Below are 18,704 nucleotides of genomic sequence, written 5' to 3'. Positions count from 1 at the left end.
GGGAACTTGAGGAAAAGTCCGGCGAACAATAGCAATCAAAGCAATTCGGTCAAGAGCAATCCATCCGATATCGTCAGCTAGCGCTTCATTACTTCCTTCAGCGTCACTGCTCGATGTTCGGCGGCAGATAAATAACAAGCATCGACGAGCGCCATCGTTTTCAGATTATCCGCGCCACTGATTTCTGGCTCGGCTTTATCTTCCAACGCGCAGAGTAGCTGCGCCATCGTCCCGGCGAAGGCATCGGGGAACCAAACCTCTTTCCAACGCGGTTGCAGCCAATAACCGGGCTGTTGGGTGGTCGTGTAATCGAGAGTGCTCGGTGTCGGATGCGGATAGTCAGGCCAGCCGATTGTGCCTCGGGCCAGGCCTTGCGTTCCCTCGACGCGCCAGCGAATCGAAATATCTTTCTCGGCTCCTTCGAGAGCGGGCCCCGTCCATACATCATCGCAACCCATCGCCCGCAGGCCATTGGCGTATTCGAGAATGTAGAGACAAATGCCGTCGGTATGCGCAAACTTTTTCGCCGTCCGCGGGTCGGGTCGCGTGCTGCAAAAGACGCGCACGGGATCGCCGAAGAGAAGGCGGAAGGTATCGAGATGATGGATCGACATGATCCGCAACGTGACCCAGCCTTGCCGTTGCTGCCAAGGCATCCAGTGCGGAATAGCCCGCATGTCGATGGTCGCCAAAACAGGTTCGCCGAGCGCGCCGCGATCGAGCAGACTCTTCAGCCCACGGATCGACTGGTCGTAACGCATGTTCTGATTCACGGCGAGCGTGATGCCGGCTCGCTTGCAGATCTGCACGATCTCGCGGGCCTCGGCTAGGTTACCGCCGAGCGGCTTTTGCGCGAGGATGCCGCGCACTTGCTTTTTGAATTTGCAGACGTTGCGAATCACATCGATCTGCGTATCGGGCGGCACCGCGACATCGACCACCTCGACTTTGCCGCTGGCGAGCATCTCTTGATAGGTGTCATACGCTGCCAATGAATGCCGCTCGGCCACGCGCTGCGCGTGCGCCGGAGTCCGAGACGCGATCGCCACGGGATTGAATCCCGACTTTCGATAAGCCACCAAATGGCAATCGGCCATGATAAAGCCGCTGCCAATGCAACCGATCGGCGCATCGCGGTGCTTGGGAAGTTTGGGGAGGTAATCCAGCGGAAGGAGTTCAGTCATGGGCGTATGATAATGTCTGCCCGTGGCAACCTGAAGAACTCCCGAGGCTCCCATGTCGCCCACCGACCTTATCTCCTGCTGCGACATCATCGAAGGTTGCCAACTCTTCACCAAGCCGCAGCTTATCGAGTAGATGCTGTTGCGACTGGCGATTCACGGCTGCATTCCGGCGGCGAACATCCCTTCTCTCACTACGGCGGTGATGCAGCGCGAGTCACTCGGCTCGACAGGCATTGGCAAAGGGATTGCCATGCCGCACACCAAGCATGCTTCGCTGGAACGCAAGATCATCGGCGCATTTATGTTTCGGCCCGCGGTGCCGTTTGACTGTGTCGACGGTGAACTTGCCGACATCTTTCTGATTTTTCTCACGATGAAGCAAGAGCACCCTGAACCTGCCGTTCGCAAGTTCATTCCTGAGCTCCATCGGCAACTGCGAAGCGATGAGTTCTGCGAACAGCTTCGCTGCTGCGAGACGGGCGAAGAGATGCGCCAATTGCTCGGAAGGATCGAGGCGCAAAAAGAATGAGGGCATGGCTATAACCTTCTTGGTTCGCCATGCCCTCCCAGCGGGCTTAACTTGTTTCCCGCGTCGCAATTATTTTACTACGTGCTAGTTAGCGACCAGACCGTCGAGGTCCGGAGCCAACCGAGCTTCATGAGCCAAGCTGGCGAGGAAGTTCTTGGCGGCCATATATTCGCCATCGGTGAAGAACCGGTCTTCACTCTTCAGGTGAGCCTTCAGGATAGTTTGCATCGCCGTAGTGTCGCGCTGAACAGAGCGATAGAAGTCAGATGTCAAACCGTATTCGTTCGCGGTGCGGCGAGCGAACAGCTCTTCGACCTGGGCCCGATAATTGTCAAAGGCCGGAGTCATCAACACCGACGGCCAACGAACCTGACCACTATCGGAGTTGTATTCGCGTTTGGTCAACCGCGACGGCTGATCTTGCTTGTTCCATTCGTCAAGCTTTTCCTTTGTCAGCGGAGCCGGCGCCGTTTCGGCGCGGTAGTCTGCATTGATCCGCTTCAGGTCGAAGTAGGTCTTCAAGCCATCGCGATAGTTGTCTTGGTACATGCCACGGGCTTGTTCACGCAGCACCATCGCGGCGGCGGTGTTCTTGTTGTAGTCGCCGGCCCCTTGTAGCAAGCGAGCCTGACCAGTGTAGTAGCCTTCGGCTTCTGTCGACGCATGCCAGCCGTAGTTGCCGTAGTAACCACCGGCCGAGCCAACGATCGTGTCACAGTTACCCGGCGAAGGCGGGCCAGGTGGCGTCGAAAGTTGAGCGTTGGCGGTGCAGTACGAACCGAGACTCAAAAGCGTAGCAAGCGAAATTTGCCAGAAGCGTTTCATGACTATATCCCCGTGTAAAATGTTGGCTCGAAATCACTTCGAGTCTGTTTGTTTGCGACAATTCAGGTATTCGCAAGGTGCGTGCCATTCGTGCTCGACAGCGTTTCGGGTTGTGTCGTAAGTCGCGATCATGACGAGAGTTAGAAATGATGCAGAAAGGCCCCGGAATGCAGACTTTTAATGTTTCGGCGGGCCTGGATCGGCACCAATGAGTGACTGGCGCGCGAGCAATGTGAACGCGCGCTCTCGAATCAACCAAATGAGATGAACAACAGGCGGTAAATCCGATGACGAAAGCGAAATCTAAGGACGCCAGCGCAGATGCAGCGGCGGAAACTTCGTTCGCCGAGCAAATGCAACAACTGCTCGTCGGCGGTGGTACTGCAGCAATTGAACGACAACATGCAAAGGGACGCGGCACCGCCCGAGAGCGCATCGCGCAATTGCTCGATGCGGGCTCGCCGTGGCTGGAGATTGGTTTGTGGGCCGCGTTCGAAATGTATCGGGACTGGGGCGGCGCTCCGGCTGCTGGTGTGGTGTGCGGCGTGGGTTTGATCAAGGGACGCCGACACATGGTCATCGCCAACGATGCCACGGTAAAAGCCGGCGCGTTCTTTCCGATGACGGCCAAGAAGGTTCTTCGCGCGCAGAAGATCGCTTTTCTCAATCGGCTGCCGCTCGTTTATCTCGTCGACTCGGCGGGTGTCTTTCTGCCTCTGCAGGAAGATGTCTTTCCGGATGAAGATGACTTCGGTCGGATCTTTCGCAACAACGCGGTGATCTCGGCCGCGGGCATTTCGCAATACGCTGCCATCCTCGGCAACTGCGTCGCTGGTGGCGGTTACCTGCCGGTGCTCTGCGACAAACTGTTGATGACGGAAGGCTCCGGCCTGTATCTCGCCGGTCCTGCACTGGTGAAGAGTGCGATCGGGCAGGAAGTCTCGAGCGAAGATCTCGGCGGCGCGCTGATGCATGCTGCCGTCAGCGGTACGATCGATTATCGAGAGAAGGATGAAGCGAGTTGCCTCGAACGGCTGCGCGGACTAGTTGGCTTGTTGCCGGCCGATCCCGCAGTTCCGCCGCCCCCCTTTTCGCGCAGCGAAGCGCGTCAACCTTCGTCTGCCGTTGCTGCGCTGGAAGCTTTCGCCCGCGGCGAGCGGAAGGGCAGCACCGACGTGCGCGATCTGCTCGCCGCGTTCGTCGATGCGGGGTCGTTCGAAGAATACAAAGCCGATTACGGCCAAACGCTGGTTTGCGGCACCGCACGGATCGGCGGTTTTCCCGTCGGCATTGTGGCCAATCAATTGCATCGGATCAAAACCGCCCGCGGCGAGTTTCAGTTCGGCGGCGTGGTGTATGTCGACTCAGCTGACAAAGCCGCGCGGTTTGTGATGAGCTGCAATCAGGATCAAATTCCGCTGCTATTTTTGCAGGACGTCAACGGATTCATGGTGGGCCGCGATAGCGAACGCGATGGCATTATCAAAGCCGGGGCAAAACTCGTCTCCGCCGTTAGCAACAGTCGCGTGCCGAAACTCACGCTCATCACCGGCGGCTCGTTTGGCGCCGGGAACTACGCTCTCTGCGGCAAAGCCTTTGACCCGCGGTTCATCTTCGCCTGGCCGCACGCCCGCTGCGCGGTGATGGGCGCCCAGCAAGCGACAAACACGCTGCTCGACGTGATGGTCGCCAGCATGAAGAAGCAAGGGCACACTGCCGACGCTGACGAACTCGCGCAACTCCGCGAACAAGTAGCCGGCGATTACGAACGGCAAACCGATGTCCGTTACGCGGCCGCGCGGCTGTGGGTCGATGCGATCATCGAGCCAGCGGAAACTCGCAACACGCTGATTCAATCGCTGGAGATCGTCACGCGGCAGGCCGTTGAAGAGCCGTATCGGCTCGGTGTGTTTCAGGTCTAGAGTCGACTTTCGCTCCGCACCGTCGCCTTTCACTCCGTGAAAGGGCGCGTCTTCTTGAGGTAACCTTTGCTCGAACCAACCTTTCATCTGCCGCGCCGGCCAAAAGACGCACTCTTTCGCGGAGCGAAAGGCGACAATCAATGAACTATCTCGCCCACGGCAGGTTCTTTACGCATGATCCCTACCACATGGCAGGGACAGCAGCCCCCGATTGGCTCGGTGTGATCGATCGGCGGATGCGACTCCGCTCGAAGACCGCGCAACCGCATATAAACGACGAGAATCCGCAGCTGGCCTCATTCGCCCGCGGCGTGATGCAGCATCACGCCGATGACGGCTGGTTTCATACGCAGCCGGCGTTTGTTGATTTGAGTTTGCAGTTTACGCTGCGAATTCGGGATCTGCTCGCGCCCGATGATGGCTTTCGTCCCAGTTTTGTCGGCCACATCTTGGTCGAACTGCTGATGGATGCCTGTCTCGATGTGGATGATCCGTCACTGCTACCAAAGTACTACGAAGCCCTTGCGGCGCTCGATCCAGTCATCGTGCAGCAATATGTGAACGGCCTGGCGACGCGGCAGACCGAGATCCTCGCGCCGCTGATTCCGCGGTTTCACAACGAGCGATTTCTCTACGACTACAAGGACGATCAGCGGTTGCTGGTCCGTTTAAATCAGGTGATGAAGCGCGTGCAACTGCCGCCATTGCCCGAATCGTTTTTGCAATTGTTACCCAGCGCCCGAAGCGATGTGCGCGTGCGTCTGGACGAGCTGCTGCCGAAAGAACCACTACATTTCCCACCTTGAAGAGGCAAGTCGCGGGAAAATAATTCCCCTTAGGCTCACAATTTCGCCACGAAACGGATTGCGAGAATTGGCGGCGATTCTTAACGTAAGAAGTGTCCTCTCCTAGCTCGCGCTCAGCGAAATAATCGAGCGCACTGTGATCAGCACCACGACCCGGGCGAGAGTCGGCATGCTGAGTTTGGGAGAGGCTCTCGCAATGTTTCTGTGGAATGCCGGCGGCCGTGTCGCCAATCTTCGCACCGCGAAGCTGTCTCGAACCACTCTGGTTCGTGGTTTTACCCTGGTCGAGTTACTCGTCGTCATCGCCATTATTGGCGTGCTCGTCGCGCTGCTGCTGCCTGCCGTGCAAGCCGCTCGCGAATCGGCCCGGCGGATGCAATGCATCAATCATTTGAAGCAACTGGGCCTGGCCACCCACAACTTCGAATCGACATTCGGCAAGTTGCCCGATGGCTCGAAAACGGCAGCGCTGTTTGGCCCTTCACCGCATGCTTACCTGCTGCCGACTCTTGAGCAAAAGAACATTTCTGACCGGATGGATTCGTCATTCGCACACGGCGCTAGCGCCGACTCCGGCACGGGAAGCGGCGTGCTAGACCACGAGTACGGCTCGACGATCCGGCCGAAGATTTTCAAATGTCCTTCGGAAATGAATGAGTTCAAAGGGCTCGTGTATGGCTTTACGAACTATCACACCAACTACGGCAGTTGGGTGAAGTTGAAGAACTCCTGGGATGGGCCGTATGGCACGAATTTCACGCCCTATGGCTCCGTAAAGCCGGTCGACGCGAGCAAACTACGCGACATTACCGACGGCACGAGCAACACGCTGCTCTACGCCGAGGTTTGCAACGGCATTGGCGCCGATCCGAGCCGCCGCGATCCACGGCGCGATTGCTACGAAGCCGGTTCGCAAAGTCAAACGACAGCGGCTGACGCTCGCGCCGCATTCCTGGCTATCGATTACAAAACGGCGCCGACGCTCGGCGGTTGGAACTGGCGCGGCTATCCGTGGCGCGAAGGTTCGATCTGGCGGAACGGATTCAATACGCTGCTCACGCCCAACAAACCGTGCTTCCGCCCCAACACCGAATGGTGGGAACTGGTCACGCCGGCGAGCAGCTATCACCCCGGCGGCGCGAGTGCCTGTCTCGCGGATGGCAGCGTTCGCTTCGTCACCGAATCGGTCGACGCCGACGTATGGACCGCGAGCGGCACCATGGCAGGCGGTGAACTTGGCCAACTGCCGTAGCGTTTCCGTTCGTGCCACGTTCAGATCATCGCCGACCTATTTTCGAAATCGAATTCGCCATGTTTGACGCCCGCTCGTTGAAGTATCTGATCGCCGCCGCCTTGCTAGCGCAACTAATCGGCTGCGGCGGCAGTGACACTCCCGCCAAAACGGTGTTCACAGCCGATGACAAAAAGCAAATCGAAGAGCAGCATCAACAGCGCGTGGATGAATGGGGACGGAAGGTGAAGTAGTTGCCGTTTAGCAATACTTCAGTTCCCATTTCTTCCGCTCTTCGGCGAGCACCGTATCGTTCGGAATGCCGCCGGTCGAGCGCTGGCTGTTGAAGACGGTTTCGAAGTCATACAGTTCATCGGCGATATCGGCTTTGGCGCCGGCGCTCATGCGGTCGATGAACATCATGCCGTCGAGATGATCGACTTCGTGCTGCACGCAGCGGCCGAGCAACTCCGTCGCGATCATATCGATCTCTCGGCCGTCGAGACCATAGGCCGTGATCCGCACCTGCTTGGGCCGCACAACGGGTCCATACAAACCAGGCAGGCTGAGGCAGCCCTCCTCGGCTTCGGCCGATCCCTTGGGCCCGCTGATGACGGGGTTGATGAAGACCTGCTCGAGTTCCTTCTTCGCCGGATCCGACTCCAGGTTCATGACAAACAGCCGCAGCGGCAGATTGACCTGGTTCGCGGCCAGGCCGATTCCCTTGGCGGCGTACATCAGGTCGAACATCTCCCGCACCATCTGCTTCAACTCCGCATCGACGCGGCGGATGGGCTTCGACTGGTGGCGAAGGGTCGAATGCGGCCAGGCGATAATCTGCACGAACAACTCCTGCAATCAGACAGACAGGGGAAAGTAATGATTATAAAGGAGAATCCAGCAACTGCAGAGGCTAGGATTGGGGCGAATGGAAACCAATCGCCCACAAATATCGCTCGTCGCGATTCTGATCGTGATGACCACGCTGTGCGTCGCGTTCGCCTCGTGGACTAGCGGGTGGCGATTTCTGGTGCTGCCCATGGCCGGCGCTTTCCTGACTTCGTTTATCATTCGGCCCGGTTTTTACTTGGGCCTCGGCGTGGCGTTTGTCATTGCGGCGGTGAATGCGTATCGAATGGAAAAAGATCCCTCCGGCCTCGGTCCGACCGAGGTCGTCATTGTGTTTCATGTCATTTTCTTTGGGTTGCCGGTGATCATTGCCGCGTGGCTGGGTGGCGCCTTGCAGAGACTGTTGTGGCCGAAATCCCTGCCGGCTGACCCCGCTGCCTCGGTACGTTCTGGCCGATGGCTGGATGAGGCAGATTCGCCGGAATAAGTGGTTGGTTCGCTGCCGTCGGTGCTCTCTGATCGGCAAATCAAGGAAATCTCAGCCTCTTTTTGACAGCTCCCACTTTGCGACCTAGATAATAGTTACGCTCCTGTAGTTCGCACGTTGCACTGCGAAAAACAGGGGCTTTCACCAAGCCCGACTTTCGCCGCGGCCGAGCCTTTTTCGGTTGCGATCCGATGGGATAGGGCTGGTATTTTTGTTCTCTGCATATCTCGTCTCGGCTGACTGCGCTCGCCGGCTCCTGCCGGCGCCTCTTCTCTCATCTCGTTTGGTTCCGGAGGCTGGATGACCACGTCGACGCTGGACTGCGCTGCGCTCTTGCCCGCTCTCACGCCCGAGTCGGACCAACCGCGGGCCTTGTGCGAACGGCCCAAGGATTTGATCGCGCAGCAAGTGCAACATGCGCTCGTCAGCGCGCAGGCCGAAAGGCATGTCGAGCGGCGAACCGAGACACGGCATCCCTATCCGTATCCAATCCACATGACGCCCCTCGACCGCGACGGCCGACCGTTGCTCGGCGACACCTTTGTGGTCGTCGGCAAGCATCTGTCGAACCACGGGGCCGATTTCTACTTCGCGCAACCACTGGAGTGGTCGCGAGTCGTGGCGTCGTTTCCACTCAAGGACGGCAAATGGATCGGCCTCGTCATGGAATTGACCTGGTGTCGCTTCAGCCGTCACGGCTGGTACGACAACGGCGGGCGGTTTGTGGGAGTGGTCGATTCGCCGCTCGGGTAGTTCCGAGTTGGAAGTCGCAGTTGGGAAGAAGTTCTGAGTTTTGAGTTCTGAGACAGGAGGTTATCATTGATTCCTGTCTCAGAACTCCAAAACTCAGAACTCAGAACTGCTCCCATGGTTCGTCGCCCCAGTCCCGACTTGGAATTGCTCCGCGCCGACATTCCCAAGTCGGGCTATCGCGCGGTGGTCTTTGATTTCGATGGCACGCTGTCGCTCCTGCGCCGCAACTGGCAGGGCATCATGGTGCCGATGATGGTCGATCATCTATCGCGTCTCGATACTGGCGAGCCGCAGAACAGTCTGAAGAAACTCGTCGAGCAGTTCGTCATCGAGTTGACTGGCCAGCCGACGATGGTTCAGATGCAACGCCTCGCCGCGGAGATTCGTCAGCGTGGGCACATGCCGCAAGCCGCGGATGTCTACTTTCAGCAGTATCAAGACAGCCTGATGCTGCAAACCAATGCCCGCATCCGCGCGGTGACTCGCGGCCATGCCTCGCCCGACATGATGGCCGTTGCTGGCACGCGGCGGATGCTGGACGAGTTGCAGCTGCGAAAGATTCATCTGGTGCTCGCCTCCGGCACCGAGCTGAAAGATGTGAAGAACGAGCTGCAGGTGCTCGACTTTCACACCTACTTCGAGCCCCGCGTGCATTGTCCTGTAGATCAGGATCCCAAGTTCTCGAAGCTCGCCGTCATGCAGCAGCTGGTGAAGCAAGGCTATTCGGCCCGCAGCATCATTGCCATCGGCGACGGCCCCACCGAGATTCTGGCCATCAAGCAGCTCGGCGGCCTGGCGATTGGCCTCGCTAGCAACGAGGTCACAGGGACGGGCGTTGATCCGCTGAAGCGTGAGCACTTGATCCGCGCCGGCGCAGACATCATCATCGGCGACTATCGCTGCTGGCAGGAACTGTTTCAGCGGCTGGGTTTTGCCGATATGGTTTGATGTCTGCTTGGATAAAACAGGAAGGACCCTCCGTTGCTCTCCGCCGCCCGCCTCGATTCCATTCTCAGTGCCCTGCCCCGACTCACCATCGGCCTCGTCGGCGACTTGTTTCTCGATCGCTACTTGGAACTGCAGCCGGTCGGCGAGACTTCGATCGAAACGGGCCTCGTCGCGCATCAAGTCACCCGCATTCGCAACTTTCCCGGCGCGCTCGGCACGGTGATGAACAATCTGTCTGCGCTGGGCGTCGGCCTGATGTTGCCGACCACGGTGATCGGCGACGACGGCCATGGCTTTGATCTTCTGCGCGAAGTGCGCCGCCTGCCGGTTGATCCACAGAACATCATTTGCGATCCGCAGCGTCTCACGCCGACCTACACCAAGCCGATGCAACCCGTCGGCGACAAAGTGCAGGAGCTGAATCGGTTCGACGTGCGGACTCGCGCGCCGCTGTCGGACAACGTACAGGACTTGCTCTGTCAGCGAATCGAGCACACTTGGCAATCGAGCGATGGCCTGATTGTGCTCGATCAGGTGAACGAGCTCGGCTGCGGCGTGGTGACCGATCGTGTACGCGACTTCTTGCATGAGCTATCAAAACGGAATCCCCAAAAACTGATCTACAGCGACAGCCGACAACGGCTGCGCGATTTTTCCTTCGGCGTGCTGAAGGGAAACCGAGCCGAAATCGCCGGCGCGGTTGGAATCGATCCGGCTGCCGACCTCTCAGCGTTTCATACCGCCGCGGCACAGTTTGCCGCCAAGACCAAGCAGCCCGTCTTCTGTACCATCGGCGAACTCGGCACGCTGGTGGCAACCGTCGATGGTAAATCGACGATTGTCCCCGCGCCGCAAGTGACCGGTCCGATCGATATCTGCGGCGCCGGCGATTCCGCGACCAGCGGCATCGTCACCGCGCTGCTCACGGGCGCTTCGCCGGTCGAAGCCGCCGAGTTCGGCAACCTGATTGCCTCGATCACGATCCAGCAATTGGGAACGACAGGTACAGCCACGCCGGCGCAAATTCGCGATCGTTGGCGTTCCATTCAATGAGCGATGCGTGAGCTGAGATCTGGGAATCGATTGGGAAATGCATCTGGATTTTCCGGAGCTCCAAGTTCCTAACTCCTAGCTCCCTTCCGCCCCGCCGCCGTTTACACTGAGGGCCGCTCATCTCCCTCTTCTACTCGGCAAACATCACTCGATGGCGACGGCGAATCTATCACCGCGGCAAACTTTGTCGCTCGAGCAATTGATCGCGCTCAGCGATGAGATTGCTGCGCTCGCCCGTACCGGCATGCCGCTCGACCAAGGGCTGAGCGCGCTTGGCCATGAGTTGCCGGGTCGGCTCGGCCGTGTATCGCGCGAAATGGGGAGTGAACTGGCCGCGGGCATGTCGCTCGATCAAGTTGTCGCTCGTTCGGGTACGCAGTTTCCGCCCGGCTATCAAGCACTTGTCGAGGCTGGTCTTCGCGCCGGCAATCTGCCGGGCATTCTGCAGGGGATGATGCAGTTAGCTCGCAAGACCGGCGAACTGCGGCGGCAAATGCTGCTCGCCGCGATCAATCCGCTGCTCGTTGTCTGCGTGACCTGGATCCTTTTTCTCTTCTGGCTTAACAAGCTTGCCGGCGTATACCTGATGGTCGCTGCGGATTGGGACATCGATGTCTCTCTTCCGCAAGCCGTGCTCCGTTCTCTGCGGCAGACGCAATGGCTCTGGGAATGGCTCGTGCCGGCAGCCTTTCTCGCGCTCATTGTCTGGTCGTGGCGTCGTTCGTCTCGAGGACTGGGTGAATGGTCGCTGCTCGACTTGCCAACGCTCGGTGTGGTTCGTGGCCTGGGACTGATGCGCCGCGCAGGACAATCGGCAGTCCTGTGCGATCAACTGGCGATCTTGCTCGAGCATGGCTTGCCGCTGACCGAAGCTCTGCGCCTAGCGGGCGGTACGCTGACATCGCAGCCGCTGGCTCGCGCCACGCTCGAATTCGCAAATCAACTCGAGCGCGGTCAAATGGCAAGGCCTCCGCAACCATTCCCGCCGTTGGTAGCTTGCCTGCTGCTCGATGCTCCGAGCGGTCAGCACCTCAGCACTAACCTGCGGCAACTCGCCGCCAACTACCACGCCGAAGTTCGTCGTCGCGGCCTATGGCTCGCCACCTGGGTTCCGTCAATTTTCACCCTGGCGATCGGTGGCAGCCTGGCCCTGTTTCATCTGTTGATCACGCTGGGGCCCTGGCTCGTCATCATGCGCAAGATGGTGGAGGTTTGAGTGGCTGAAACCACTGCCAACTCGACGACCGAACTCGCGCAACTGCTTGTGCAAGGGACGCAGTCCAGCCTGCCATTGGCCGAAGCGCTGCTCGCCGCCGCCGATAGCACACCCGATCGACGTCTGGCGAAGTCGCTCCGCGCTGTTGCTCAGCGCATCCAAACCGGCGAACCGCTGCCGCAGATCCTCACCAAAAATTCGCCGTTGCCCGCGTCGCTGTCGGGACTCTTGAAGGCGTCGCTCGCCACGGGCGATCCGAGCAGTGCGATTACCGAATGGCTTCTCGCGCGGCAGCAAGCCGGCGCGCATTGGCGAAACGTAGTTCAGTCGCTCACCTATCCGTTGGTGACGCTCGCGGGTACGTACCTGCTATTCCTCTTTCTGGCATTTCACGTCGGGCCGGTTCTGCGCCAAGTTGTCGAAGATATGGGATGGCAGACTTCGCAAGCCTTCCTGGCGACATATGAAATTGCCCGGAAAGCAGCGTCTCTCTCACTGCTGCTGCTCGGCGGCGCCGCCATCTTGCTGCTGCTTGTCCGCGTCATTGGCGGGCGCAGAGGGTGGTCTCAATGGATGTCGGTGACGCCGATCTTTGGACCCTTGTGGCACTGGAGCGGCAGCAGCGAATTCTATCGAGCACTGGCGATCATGCTGGAGCGGCAAATCGCTCTGCCGGAGGCCTTGCGACTTACCGGCTGCGGAATTGCCGATGCAGCGCTCGCTCGGCATGCCGATGTGCTGGCCCAGCGCGTCGAGCAAGGATCAACGCTCACGCGGGCAGCCGAGGCCGTTCCGGGATTGCCAGAATCGACCTTACCGCTGATTCGCGTGGGCGAACGGACTGACACTCTGCCCGCGACTTGTCGTGTGGCGGCAGAGATGCTCGATGCCCGGCTCCAGGCGCAGGCGTCGCTCATCATGCTGCTCGCGCCGACGGTGATCTACTTGCTGGCTGGCGGGTTGTACGCCGCCATGGCCGCAGCTTGCATCGTCCCGTTGCGAGTCTTTACTGACCTGATGACTTCCTGGGGCACACCATCTCCCAGCTCCATGCCAGCACTGCGCGAACTGATGGAAGGCGCGCGAGCGACATCGTGGTCGATCTTGATCGTTCCCGGCCTGGCAATCCTCGTCTCGCTGCAAATCTTGCATCGCAAACGTGTCATTCGTTCGAACCTGGCCCGCATCATTCTCACGACCGCGGCCTGGCTGACGATTCTGCTCGGGCTCGTCGGCATCATCATCAGTGGGCTCTCGTGGCTGAGCCTCCTTTTCCTGCCGTTGTGCGGTCTGGCCCTGATGATGCTTGTCGATCGCTATCGCCTCGGCGAGCATCAAGCCCTGATCAATTCCCTGGCGTTCGCGGCCGACAAAGGAATCCCGCTCCCCGAGTCAGCCTTGGCATTTGCCGCTGAAAATGTGGGCGATACGGGCGCTCGCGCGTACCGCTTGGCAACGCAATTGGAAGCTGGCGTGACTCTTTCGGCGGCTGCCCGCGGCGCGCGACTGCGACTGAATACCGCTCAACGACTGGCCGTGAACTTGAGCGATGTATTGGTGGCCCGCGGCCTGGCCTTGCGGACGCAACTCAACTGGGTCAGCGATTCGGATGCTGCCTTCCGGGTCATCGTCAATCGCCTCCTCTATTTTTGCGGCCTGGTGCTGACGATGCTCTTGGTCAGCGCCTATTCCATGTTCGGCTTTGTATTGGTGTTTCGCCGGATGTTCGATGAGTTCGGTCTGCGTTTGCCGGCGCCCACTCTGCTTCTGTTTGAGATGGCCGATTGGATTAAGGGAGGTGGCTTTCTGTTGCTCCTGCCGCTGTTGCTGGCCATGCTGGGCGTCAGTGCGCTGGCGACGATTTTTTACACCGGCTGTTATGACTTTCCTGTGGTGTTCGGCTCGCAGGCGCGTCGCCGTTATGCCAATGTCGCTGATGTTGCGCGCGTCATGGATCTGTTCAAAGGATTGCGGTACTTCTTCTGGCGGTATGACGCGAGTCTCGTGTTGCGCAGTTTGTCGCTGCTGCTCGAACAGCGCGTGCCGTTGCCGCAGGCCCTCACCCTGCTGGCAAACGTTTATCCCCGCGGCAGTGTCCGCCGCCGACTAAGTCAGGTCGCGCTTGATGTGGAACAGGGTGGCAATTGGCTACCGGCCATGCAGCGACAATGGTTACTCGGCCCCGCCGAGGTCGCGGTGTTGCAAGCGGCCGCCCGCGCCGACAATTTGCCTTGGGCGCTCGACGAAATGGGAGACTCGCTGATGCGCCGGATGACTTATCGGCTCACGCTGTTGCATCAAATCTTGCATCCGATTCTGCTGCTGATATTCGGCACGTTTGTGGCTTTCGTCGTCGTCAGTCTTATGCTGCCACTGATCGCCCTCATTCAAGGACTTTCCTAGTGAAGCGACGCCCCGCACATCGCGCCGCTGCGCATCGCAGCGCCTTCACGATTTTGGAAATGACCATCGCGTCAGCCATGTTCGTGGCCTGCGCGCTCGTGGTGGCTCAGTTGCTGCACCTGATCGCGCGGCAAGAACGAGCGACCGATGCCCGCCAGGCGGCGCTGCGGGCTGTGGCCAATCGGCTGGACGTGCTGCAGGCCCAAACTTGGGAGCAACTCGCAGTTCGCGTGGTCACCGACGAGGCCGCTCCGGAAGATGTGCTGCTGTTGCTGAAGACGGCGACGATGCACAGCGAAGTAGTCGCGCTGGACGACGACGCCTCGCGGCAGATTCGCGTGTGGGTCGAGTGGCGCGATCCGGCTGGCAATCGCGTGCAGCCGATCGAACTGAGTGCTTGGAAACATCGCCCTGCTCCCGTGGAGGAGCAGCCATGAGAAAAAGCTTCCGCCGCGCATATTCGCTGGTCGAGCTGATGGCCGTGATGGGAATCGTCACCGTGCTGATGGCGTTGCTGGGGATGTTTCTCTCGGCAACACTGCAAACACAACGGCAGGCCCATCTACGGAGTCGTCAGCGAGCCGAGTTCGCCCGACTCGACGGCATCCTGCGGGCCGACGCGCATGCAGCCGCGCGTGTGACTGTCAAATCGCCGACGGAGTGCGAGCTGAACACGGATCAAGGCATTCGCTGGACTTATTCGGCCACGGCTGAAGGCTTGGTGCGTGAACGCTGGCAGGCAGATCGCCTGCGGCAGCGCGAAGTATTTTTTCTGCGACCTGGTATGGACGTGCGTTTCAGTTCGCAGCCGGCAGACCGTCGCACACTACTCGTGCTCGATCTGTACCTGCCGCCGAGCGAACAAAAACTTGAGGCCCGGCAACAACCTTATCACTGCGAAACGCTCATTGGCGGTGGAATTTCCGGCGATAAGAAATCCGCGGAGGAGCAGCCATGACTCACTTTCGCCGCCAGCGCCGTCGCGGCTTCGTGATGCTCGCCGTCATCGCGGTCTTCGGCATCGTGCTCGTGACTTTGAGCGTGTTTTTGCAACGACTGTTGGTGCAAGAACGTGAAACACGAAGTCTGTTGAACAAACTGCAAGCGCAAGCGCTCGCCGAATCGGCCCTCGATCGCGCGGCGGCAAAATTGAACGGCGATCGAAAGTACCAGGGCGAAACCTGGCAGCCGACGCTGAAGAACGCTGCGGGAACGACCTCAGCGCGCGTCGTCATCGCTGTGACACCCGGTTCCCCAGAGAATCAATTCAGCGTCACCGTCACTTCGCTATTTCCCGATCATCCCACGCGCCGCGCTCAGGTTGTTAGCGAGCGGCAAATCAACTTGCGTCCGCGTGATTAACTTTGGAGTTTTGCCATGTCCTCTCGTCGTCGCGGTTTCACGCTGGTTGAGCTGCTCGTCGTCATTGCCATCATCGGCTTGATGGTCTCGATCATCCTTCCTGCCGTGCAAGCCGCTCGTGAAGCGGCCCGGCGAGCGACTTGCGCGAGTCACCTGTCGCAACTCGCCATCGGCATTCATCAGTACGAGCAAGCGCAGCTCGTTTATCCACCGGGCACGCTTGCCGCGAAGTCGCCGGTCGTAAATTTGCCGAACGACAATCATCTCACCTGGATCGCTCACGTCCTTCCCTATCGAGAGCAGCAAAACCTGTACAAGCAGATCGACCAAGCGGTGAGTGTGTACGACGCTAAGAACACGGTCGCGCGAGAGAACGGGCCGAACCTCGTTCGTTGCCCGTCGAGCCCGCGTCATGGCGCTGTCTACAGCGATTTCGCTGCCGCCCACCACGATCAGGAGCAACCGATCAGCGAAACCAACAACGGCGTGTTTTACTTGAACAGCAAACTCACGTTCGACGACTTGGCCGACGGCGCTTCGGCGACTTTGTTCCTCGGCGAGAAAATCACCGATTCGTTTGATCTCGGCTGGCTGTCGGGGACGCGGGCGACACTGCGCAACGGCGGCGTGATGATGAATTACCTGAACTATCACGACGGCCTGCCGCGACCTGGCAACTTTGGCTATCCGAATCCGGCAGAGGTTACCTCCGAAACAACGCCCACGCCGTTCGAGCGCATCACGCCGGTAGTGGAGGAGGCTGACTTTCCTGAAGCGGCCCTGCCGCCCGACGATGCTCCGGAAGCAGCGGTGCCCGATCCCAATGGCGTGCCAGTTCCGCCTTCGCCAGCCCCGGGCGGCCCTTATGATCCGCACTGGCAGCCGCAGAAACGCGTGAAGCCACCGCCACCCAAACCGCTGCCGCTCAACGACCCGAAATACGTCGGCGGGTTCGGCAGCACCCATCCCCAAGGAATGAACGCCGCGTTCGGCGATGGCAGCGTCCGCTTTTTGTCGAGCACTCTTACTTTGCCCATGTTGCAAGCTCTGATTAACCGCCGAGATGGCCAACTGGCGCAACAGCCATGAACGCTCCTTCCAGCAATCGCACTTATCCACTCGCCCTGCTGTTTCTGATCCTGACGTGCGCCGCGATTGTGGCGGGAGCGATCGGGCCGCTACTGCGGGCGAGTCGTTTCGATTGGTACGAAGATGCGTTCGAGCTGGCGGTTACTACGATCGTCAGCGCCTTCGTGGGCAGCATGATCGGCATCGCAGTCGGCGTATTTCACTTCAACCGCGTGGCGGGAATGTTGTCTGGCCTGGCCGTGGGCGCGATTCTGGGCCCGCTCGCCGCGCTGCTGCTCGCGGTCGGCACCCATAGCATCGGCATCGTCGCGCCCGCCGTCTTCATCGGCTCGGCGATTTTGCTGATCGTGGCGTGGTTGATTCGGCCGGCAGCAAATAGCTAAGCCGGCCGCCTCAGCTGACTATTGGCGAGACAAGCCAAAGAAGAAGCTGAACATTTGCCGGTCGTCACCCGTCGCTGAGTGAATCGGGAATGCAAAGTCGAGAGCCAGCGGCGCGGGGCCGAGGGCCGGCACATTAATGCGAAGGCCGAAGCCCGGCGCGACGCGGAAGTTTTCGCCACGGATGGCGATGTCTCGCTCGACCGTACCAAAGTCGCAGAAGACGGTTCCCTTGACCATGTCGTCGGCTGTGAGCGGGAAGAAGTATTCAACCGAGTTGAGCCAGCTCAACTCACCACCGACGCGCACACCATTTTCGATAGGCGAGGCACCGCGGAACGAGTAACCGCGGATCGTCGAGAAACCACCCGCGAAGTAGTTTTCGAAAATCGGCGTTTGCGAACCGGTGACACCGAGTCGGCTGCTGAAGGCCAGAGTGTGACGGCCCGAACCGTCGGGGCGTTGGTTCAGCAGGAAGTACTGGTAGTAATCGATGCCGCCGCGCGGAAAGTCGTAATCGCCAAAGGCCTGCTCGTACGACATTTCAATCATGTGACCTTCGGTCGGCATGAAAGGCAAGTCGCGAGTATCGTGCGTCAGCGTCAGTTTGCCGCTGAAGAGATCCGTCTTACCGAGTGCGGAGTTCAGCTCCGGCACGGTGAGCACGCGAGGATTGAAGAGGTTGATGTTTTCGGCTCGTAGTGCGGTGGTCACCGAGAGGTCGGGCGTCAGACGATAACCCCAAGCGAGGCGGCCACCGTAACGCGATTCCGACCAGTCGTAGTAACCACGGTCGAAGTAGAACGCACTCGCGCTGAAGCTGATGTTCGTATAGAGGAAGTACGGATCGGTGAAGCTGACCATGTACCGCTGTACTTGGTTACCAGGCTGAGCTTCGATGCGAAAGCCTTGGCCAGCTCCGCGCCAGGCCGTGCCGTTCATGAAGTCGTCCCAAGTGGTGGCGGGACGCATGATGTCGAAGTTGCGTTCGTCGATCGTGATCTGCCCCGTCACGCCTGCATCGCTATTCACCGCCACGCCGAACATGAAGCGGCCCGTGCGGGTCTCTTCGACATAGACATCGAGGGGCGTGGTGTTGGGTTCGGGCTGCAAGTACTGCGGCGCACTATCGAGCGGCGAAGGAGGATTAAACGGCGAGCCGTTGGGATTGATCATCGGCGAGCCCGATGGCGGCATTCCTGGCGGCGGTGGCAGCGCGGGTTGATAGGCGGTTGTTGGTCCACCCGGACCAGCTTGCAGATAAGGATTCGGCGAATTGAATCCGCCTGGCGCCGACACGGGTTGGCCGTAGTTCGGTTGGCCATTGTATGCCGGCTGTGGTGCATAGCCCGGTTGCGGCGCGTAACCTGGCTGAGCGGCAGGCTGTTGTTGCAAGTAAGGATTGGCGCCGTAATTCGTCGGCGGACCTTGCGGCGGGTAATACTGACCGCGAGCTGAATCAACGCTGAATAAGAGAATGAGCAGCGTTCCACACGCGAGCGCCATGGCCGGAAATACGCGGAACTGGGCCACTTGGGTCCAGAGCGTTCGGCATTGCAGCTTGCGGGTCATCAGCGGGTGGTTCCTGAGCAGGCCTGCGTTAGTCGCAGCAGTCGACTATCGATAAGTGGCGCGGACTTTACGGGATTGTCAAAGTTTCGTCAGCG

At 59.5% G+C, this 18,704-nt stretch carries 20 protein-coding genes; 16 read left to right on the top strand and 4 right to left on the bottom strand.

Annotated elements, in window-relative coordinates:
* Window positions 1-77: 77 nt before the first annotated feature.
* Window positions 78-1,184, bottom strand: coding sequence for a Gfo/Idh/MocA family protein (locus M9Q49_RS02230; protein WP_254507016.1), 1,107 nt, complete (start codon window positions 1,182-1,184; stop codon window positions 78-80).
* 133 nt (window positions 1,185-1,317) lie between these two features.
* Between M9Q49_RS02230 and M9Q49_RS02225 the strand changes: the two genes are divergently transcribed.
* Window positions 1,318-1,713 carry a PTS sugar transporter subunit IIA gene (locus M9Q49_RS02225; RefSeq protein WP_254507015.1) on the top strand — a complete coding sequence of 132 codons (396 nt, stop codon included), beginning with the start codon at window positions 1,318-1,320 and terminating at the stop codon, window positions 1,711-1,713.
* 84 nt (window positions 1,714-1,797) lie between these two features.
* Here the strand turns inward: M9Q49_RS02225 and M9Q49_RS02220 are convergent, their stop codons facing one another.
* The gene (locus tag M9Q49_RS02220; RefSeq protein WP_254507014.1) at window positions 1,798-2,538 is read right to left on the bottom strand and encodes a hypothetical protein; all 741 of its coding nucleotides are present in this window, start codon (window positions 2,536-2,538) and stop codon (window positions 1,798-1,800) included.
* A 287-nt stretch (window positions 2,539-2,825) separates the two neighbouring features.
* Here M9Q49_RS02220 and M9Q49_RS02215 point away from each other — a divergent pair, with 287 nt between their 5' ends.
* The 4 genes from M9Q49_RS02215 to M9Q49_RS02200 all read left to right on the top strand — a co-directional run bounded on the left by M9Q49_RS02215 (window position 2,826) and on the right by M9Q49_RS02200 (window position 6,751).
* Window positions 2,826-4,460, top strand: coding sequence for an acyl-CoA carboxylase subunit beta (locus tag M9Q49_RS02215; RefSeq protein WP_254507013.1), 1,635 nt, complete (start codon window positions 2,826-2,828; stop codon window positions 4,458-4,460).
* Between the two features lie 140 nt (window positions 4,461-4,600).
* Window positions 4,601-5,266, top strand: a complete 666-nt coding sequence (locus M9Q49_RS02210) for a hypothetical protein (RefSeq protein WP_254507012.1) — start codon at window positions 4,601-4,603, stop codon at window positions 5,264-5,266.
* 196 nt (window positions 5,267-5,462) lie between these two features.
* Complete coding sequence (locus tag M9Q49_RS02205) at window positions 5,463-6,518, top strand: DUF1559 domain-containing protein (protein ID WP_254507011.1); 1,056 nt, start codon at window positions 5,463-5,465, stop codon at window positions 6,516-6,518.
* Between the two features lie 59 nt (window positions 6,519-6,577).
* Window positions 6,578-6,751, top strand: coding sequence for a hypothetical protein (locus M9Q49_RS02200; protein WP_254507010.1), 174 nt, complete (start codon window positions 6,578-6,580; stop codon window positions 6,749-6,751).
* 7 nt (window positions 6,752-6,758) lie between these two features.
* Here the strand turns inward: M9Q49_RS02200 and def are convergent, their stop codons facing one another.
* On the bottom strand, window positions 6,759-7,346 hold the full coding sequence (gene def, locus M9Q49_RS02195) for a peptide deformylase (protein WP_254511808.1): 588 nt from the start codon (window positions 7,344-7,346) through the stop codon (window positions 6,759-6,761).
* A gap of 79 nt (window positions 7,347-7,425) precedes the next feature.
* Here def and M9Q49_RS02190 point away from each other — a divergent pair, with 79 nt between their 5' ends.
* The 11 genes from M9Q49_RS02190 to M9Q49_RS02140 all read left to right on the top strand — a co-directional run bounded on the left by M9Q49_RS02190 (window position 7,426) and on the right by M9Q49_RS02140 (window position 17,040).
* Window positions 7,426-7,833, top strand: a complete 408-nt coding sequence (locus M9Q49_RS02190) for a hypothetical protein (RefSeq protein ID WP_254507009.1) — start codon at window positions 7,426-7,428, stop codon at window positions 7,831-7,833.
* Between the two features lie 300 nt (window positions 7,834-8,133).
* Window positions 8,134-8,586 carry a hypothetical protein gene (locus M9Q49_RS02185; protein WP_254507008.1) on the top strand — a complete coding sequence of 151 codons (453 nt, stop codon included), beginning with the start codon at window positions 8,134-8,136 and terminating at the stop codon, window positions 8,584-8,586.
* 114 nt (window positions 8,587-8,700) lie between these two features.
* On the top strand, window positions 8,701-9,534 hold the full coding sequence (locus M9Q49_RS02180) for an HAD family hydrolase (RefSeq protein WP_254507007.1): 834 nt from the start codon (window positions 8,701-8,703) through the stop codon (window positions 9,532-9,534).
* A 33-nt stretch (window positions 9,535-9,567) separates the two neighbouring features.
* Entirely contained in the window at window positions 9,568-10,587 is a 1,020-nt protein-coding gene (locus M9Q49_RS02175; protein WP_254507006.1) for a bifunctional heptose 7-phosphate kinase/heptose 1-phosphate adenyltransferase, read from the top strand.
* A gap of 151 nt (window positions 10,588-10,738) precedes the next feature.
* Window positions 10,739-11,803 carry a type II secretion system F family protein gene (locus M9Q49_RS02170; protein ID WP_254507005.1) on the top strand — a complete coding sequence of 355 codons (1,065 nt, stop codon included), beginning with the start codon at window positions 10,739-10,741 and terminating at the stop codon, window positions 11,801-11,803.
* The gene (locus M9Q49_RS02165) at window positions 11,804-14,206 is read left to right on the top strand and encodes a type II secretion system F family protein (RefSeq protein ID WP_254507004.1); all 2,403 of its coding nucleotides are present in this window, start codon (window positions 11,804-11,806) and stop codon (window positions 14,204-14,206) included.
* Window positions 14,206-14,643 (top strand): hypothetical protein, encoded by a 438-nt coding sequence (locus M9Q49_RS02160; RefSeq protein WP_254507003.1) that lies wholly within the window; start codon window positions 14,206-14,208, stop codon window positions 14,641-14,643. The genes M9Q49_RS02165 and M9Q49_RS02160 overlap by 1 nt, the downstream gene beginning before the upstream one ends.
* A complete protein-coding gene (locus M9Q49_RS02155) occupies window positions 14,640-15,164 on the top strand; it encodes a hypothetical protein (RefSeq protein WP_254507002.1) in 525 nt (174 codons plus the stop codon). The genes M9Q49_RS02160 and M9Q49_RS02155 overlap by 4 nt, the downstream gene beginning before the upstream one ends.
* Entirely contained in the window at window positions 15,161-15,568 is a 408-nt protein-coding gene (locus M9Q49_RS02150) for a hypothetical protein (protein WP_254507001.1), read from the top strand. Before M9Q49_RS02155 ends, M9Q49_RS02150 begins: the two co-directional genes overlap by 4 nt.
* 15 nt (window positions 15,569-15,583) lie before the next feature.
* Entirely contained in the window at window positions 15,584-16,657 is a 1,074-nt protein-coding gene (locus M9Q49_RS02145; protein WP_254507000.1) for a DUF1559 family PulG-like putative transporter, read from the top strand.
* Window positions 16,654-17,040, top strand: coding sequence for a hypothetical protein (locus tag M9Q49_RS02140; protein ID WP_254506999.1), 387 nt, complete (start codon window positions 16,654-16,656; stop codon window positions 17,038-17,040). The genes M9Q49_RS02145 and M9Q49_RS02140 overlap by 4 nt, the downstream gene beginning before the upstream one ends.
* Window positions 17,041-17,058: 18 nt before the next feature.
* Here the strand turns inward: M9Q49_RS02140 and M9Q49_RS02135 are convergent, their stop codons facing one another.
* Complete coding sequence (locus M9Q49_RS02135; protein WP_254506998.1) at window positions 17,059-18,609, bottom strand: BamA/OMP85 family outer membrane protein; 1,551 nt, start codon at window positions 18,607-18,609, stop codon at window positions 17,059-17,061.
* Between the last annotated feature and the right edge of the window lie 95 nt (window positions 18,610-18,704).

The organism is Anatilimnocola floriformis (assembly GCF_024256385.1).
In the GTDB taxonomy this organism is placed as follows: domain Bacteria; phylum Planctomycetota; class Planctomycetia; order Pirellulales; family Pirellulaceae; genus Anatilimnocola; species Anatilimnocola floriformis.
The sequence above is the reverse complement of the archived record's forward strand: the minus strand, read 5'-3'. Positions and strand labels throughout refer to the sequence as shown.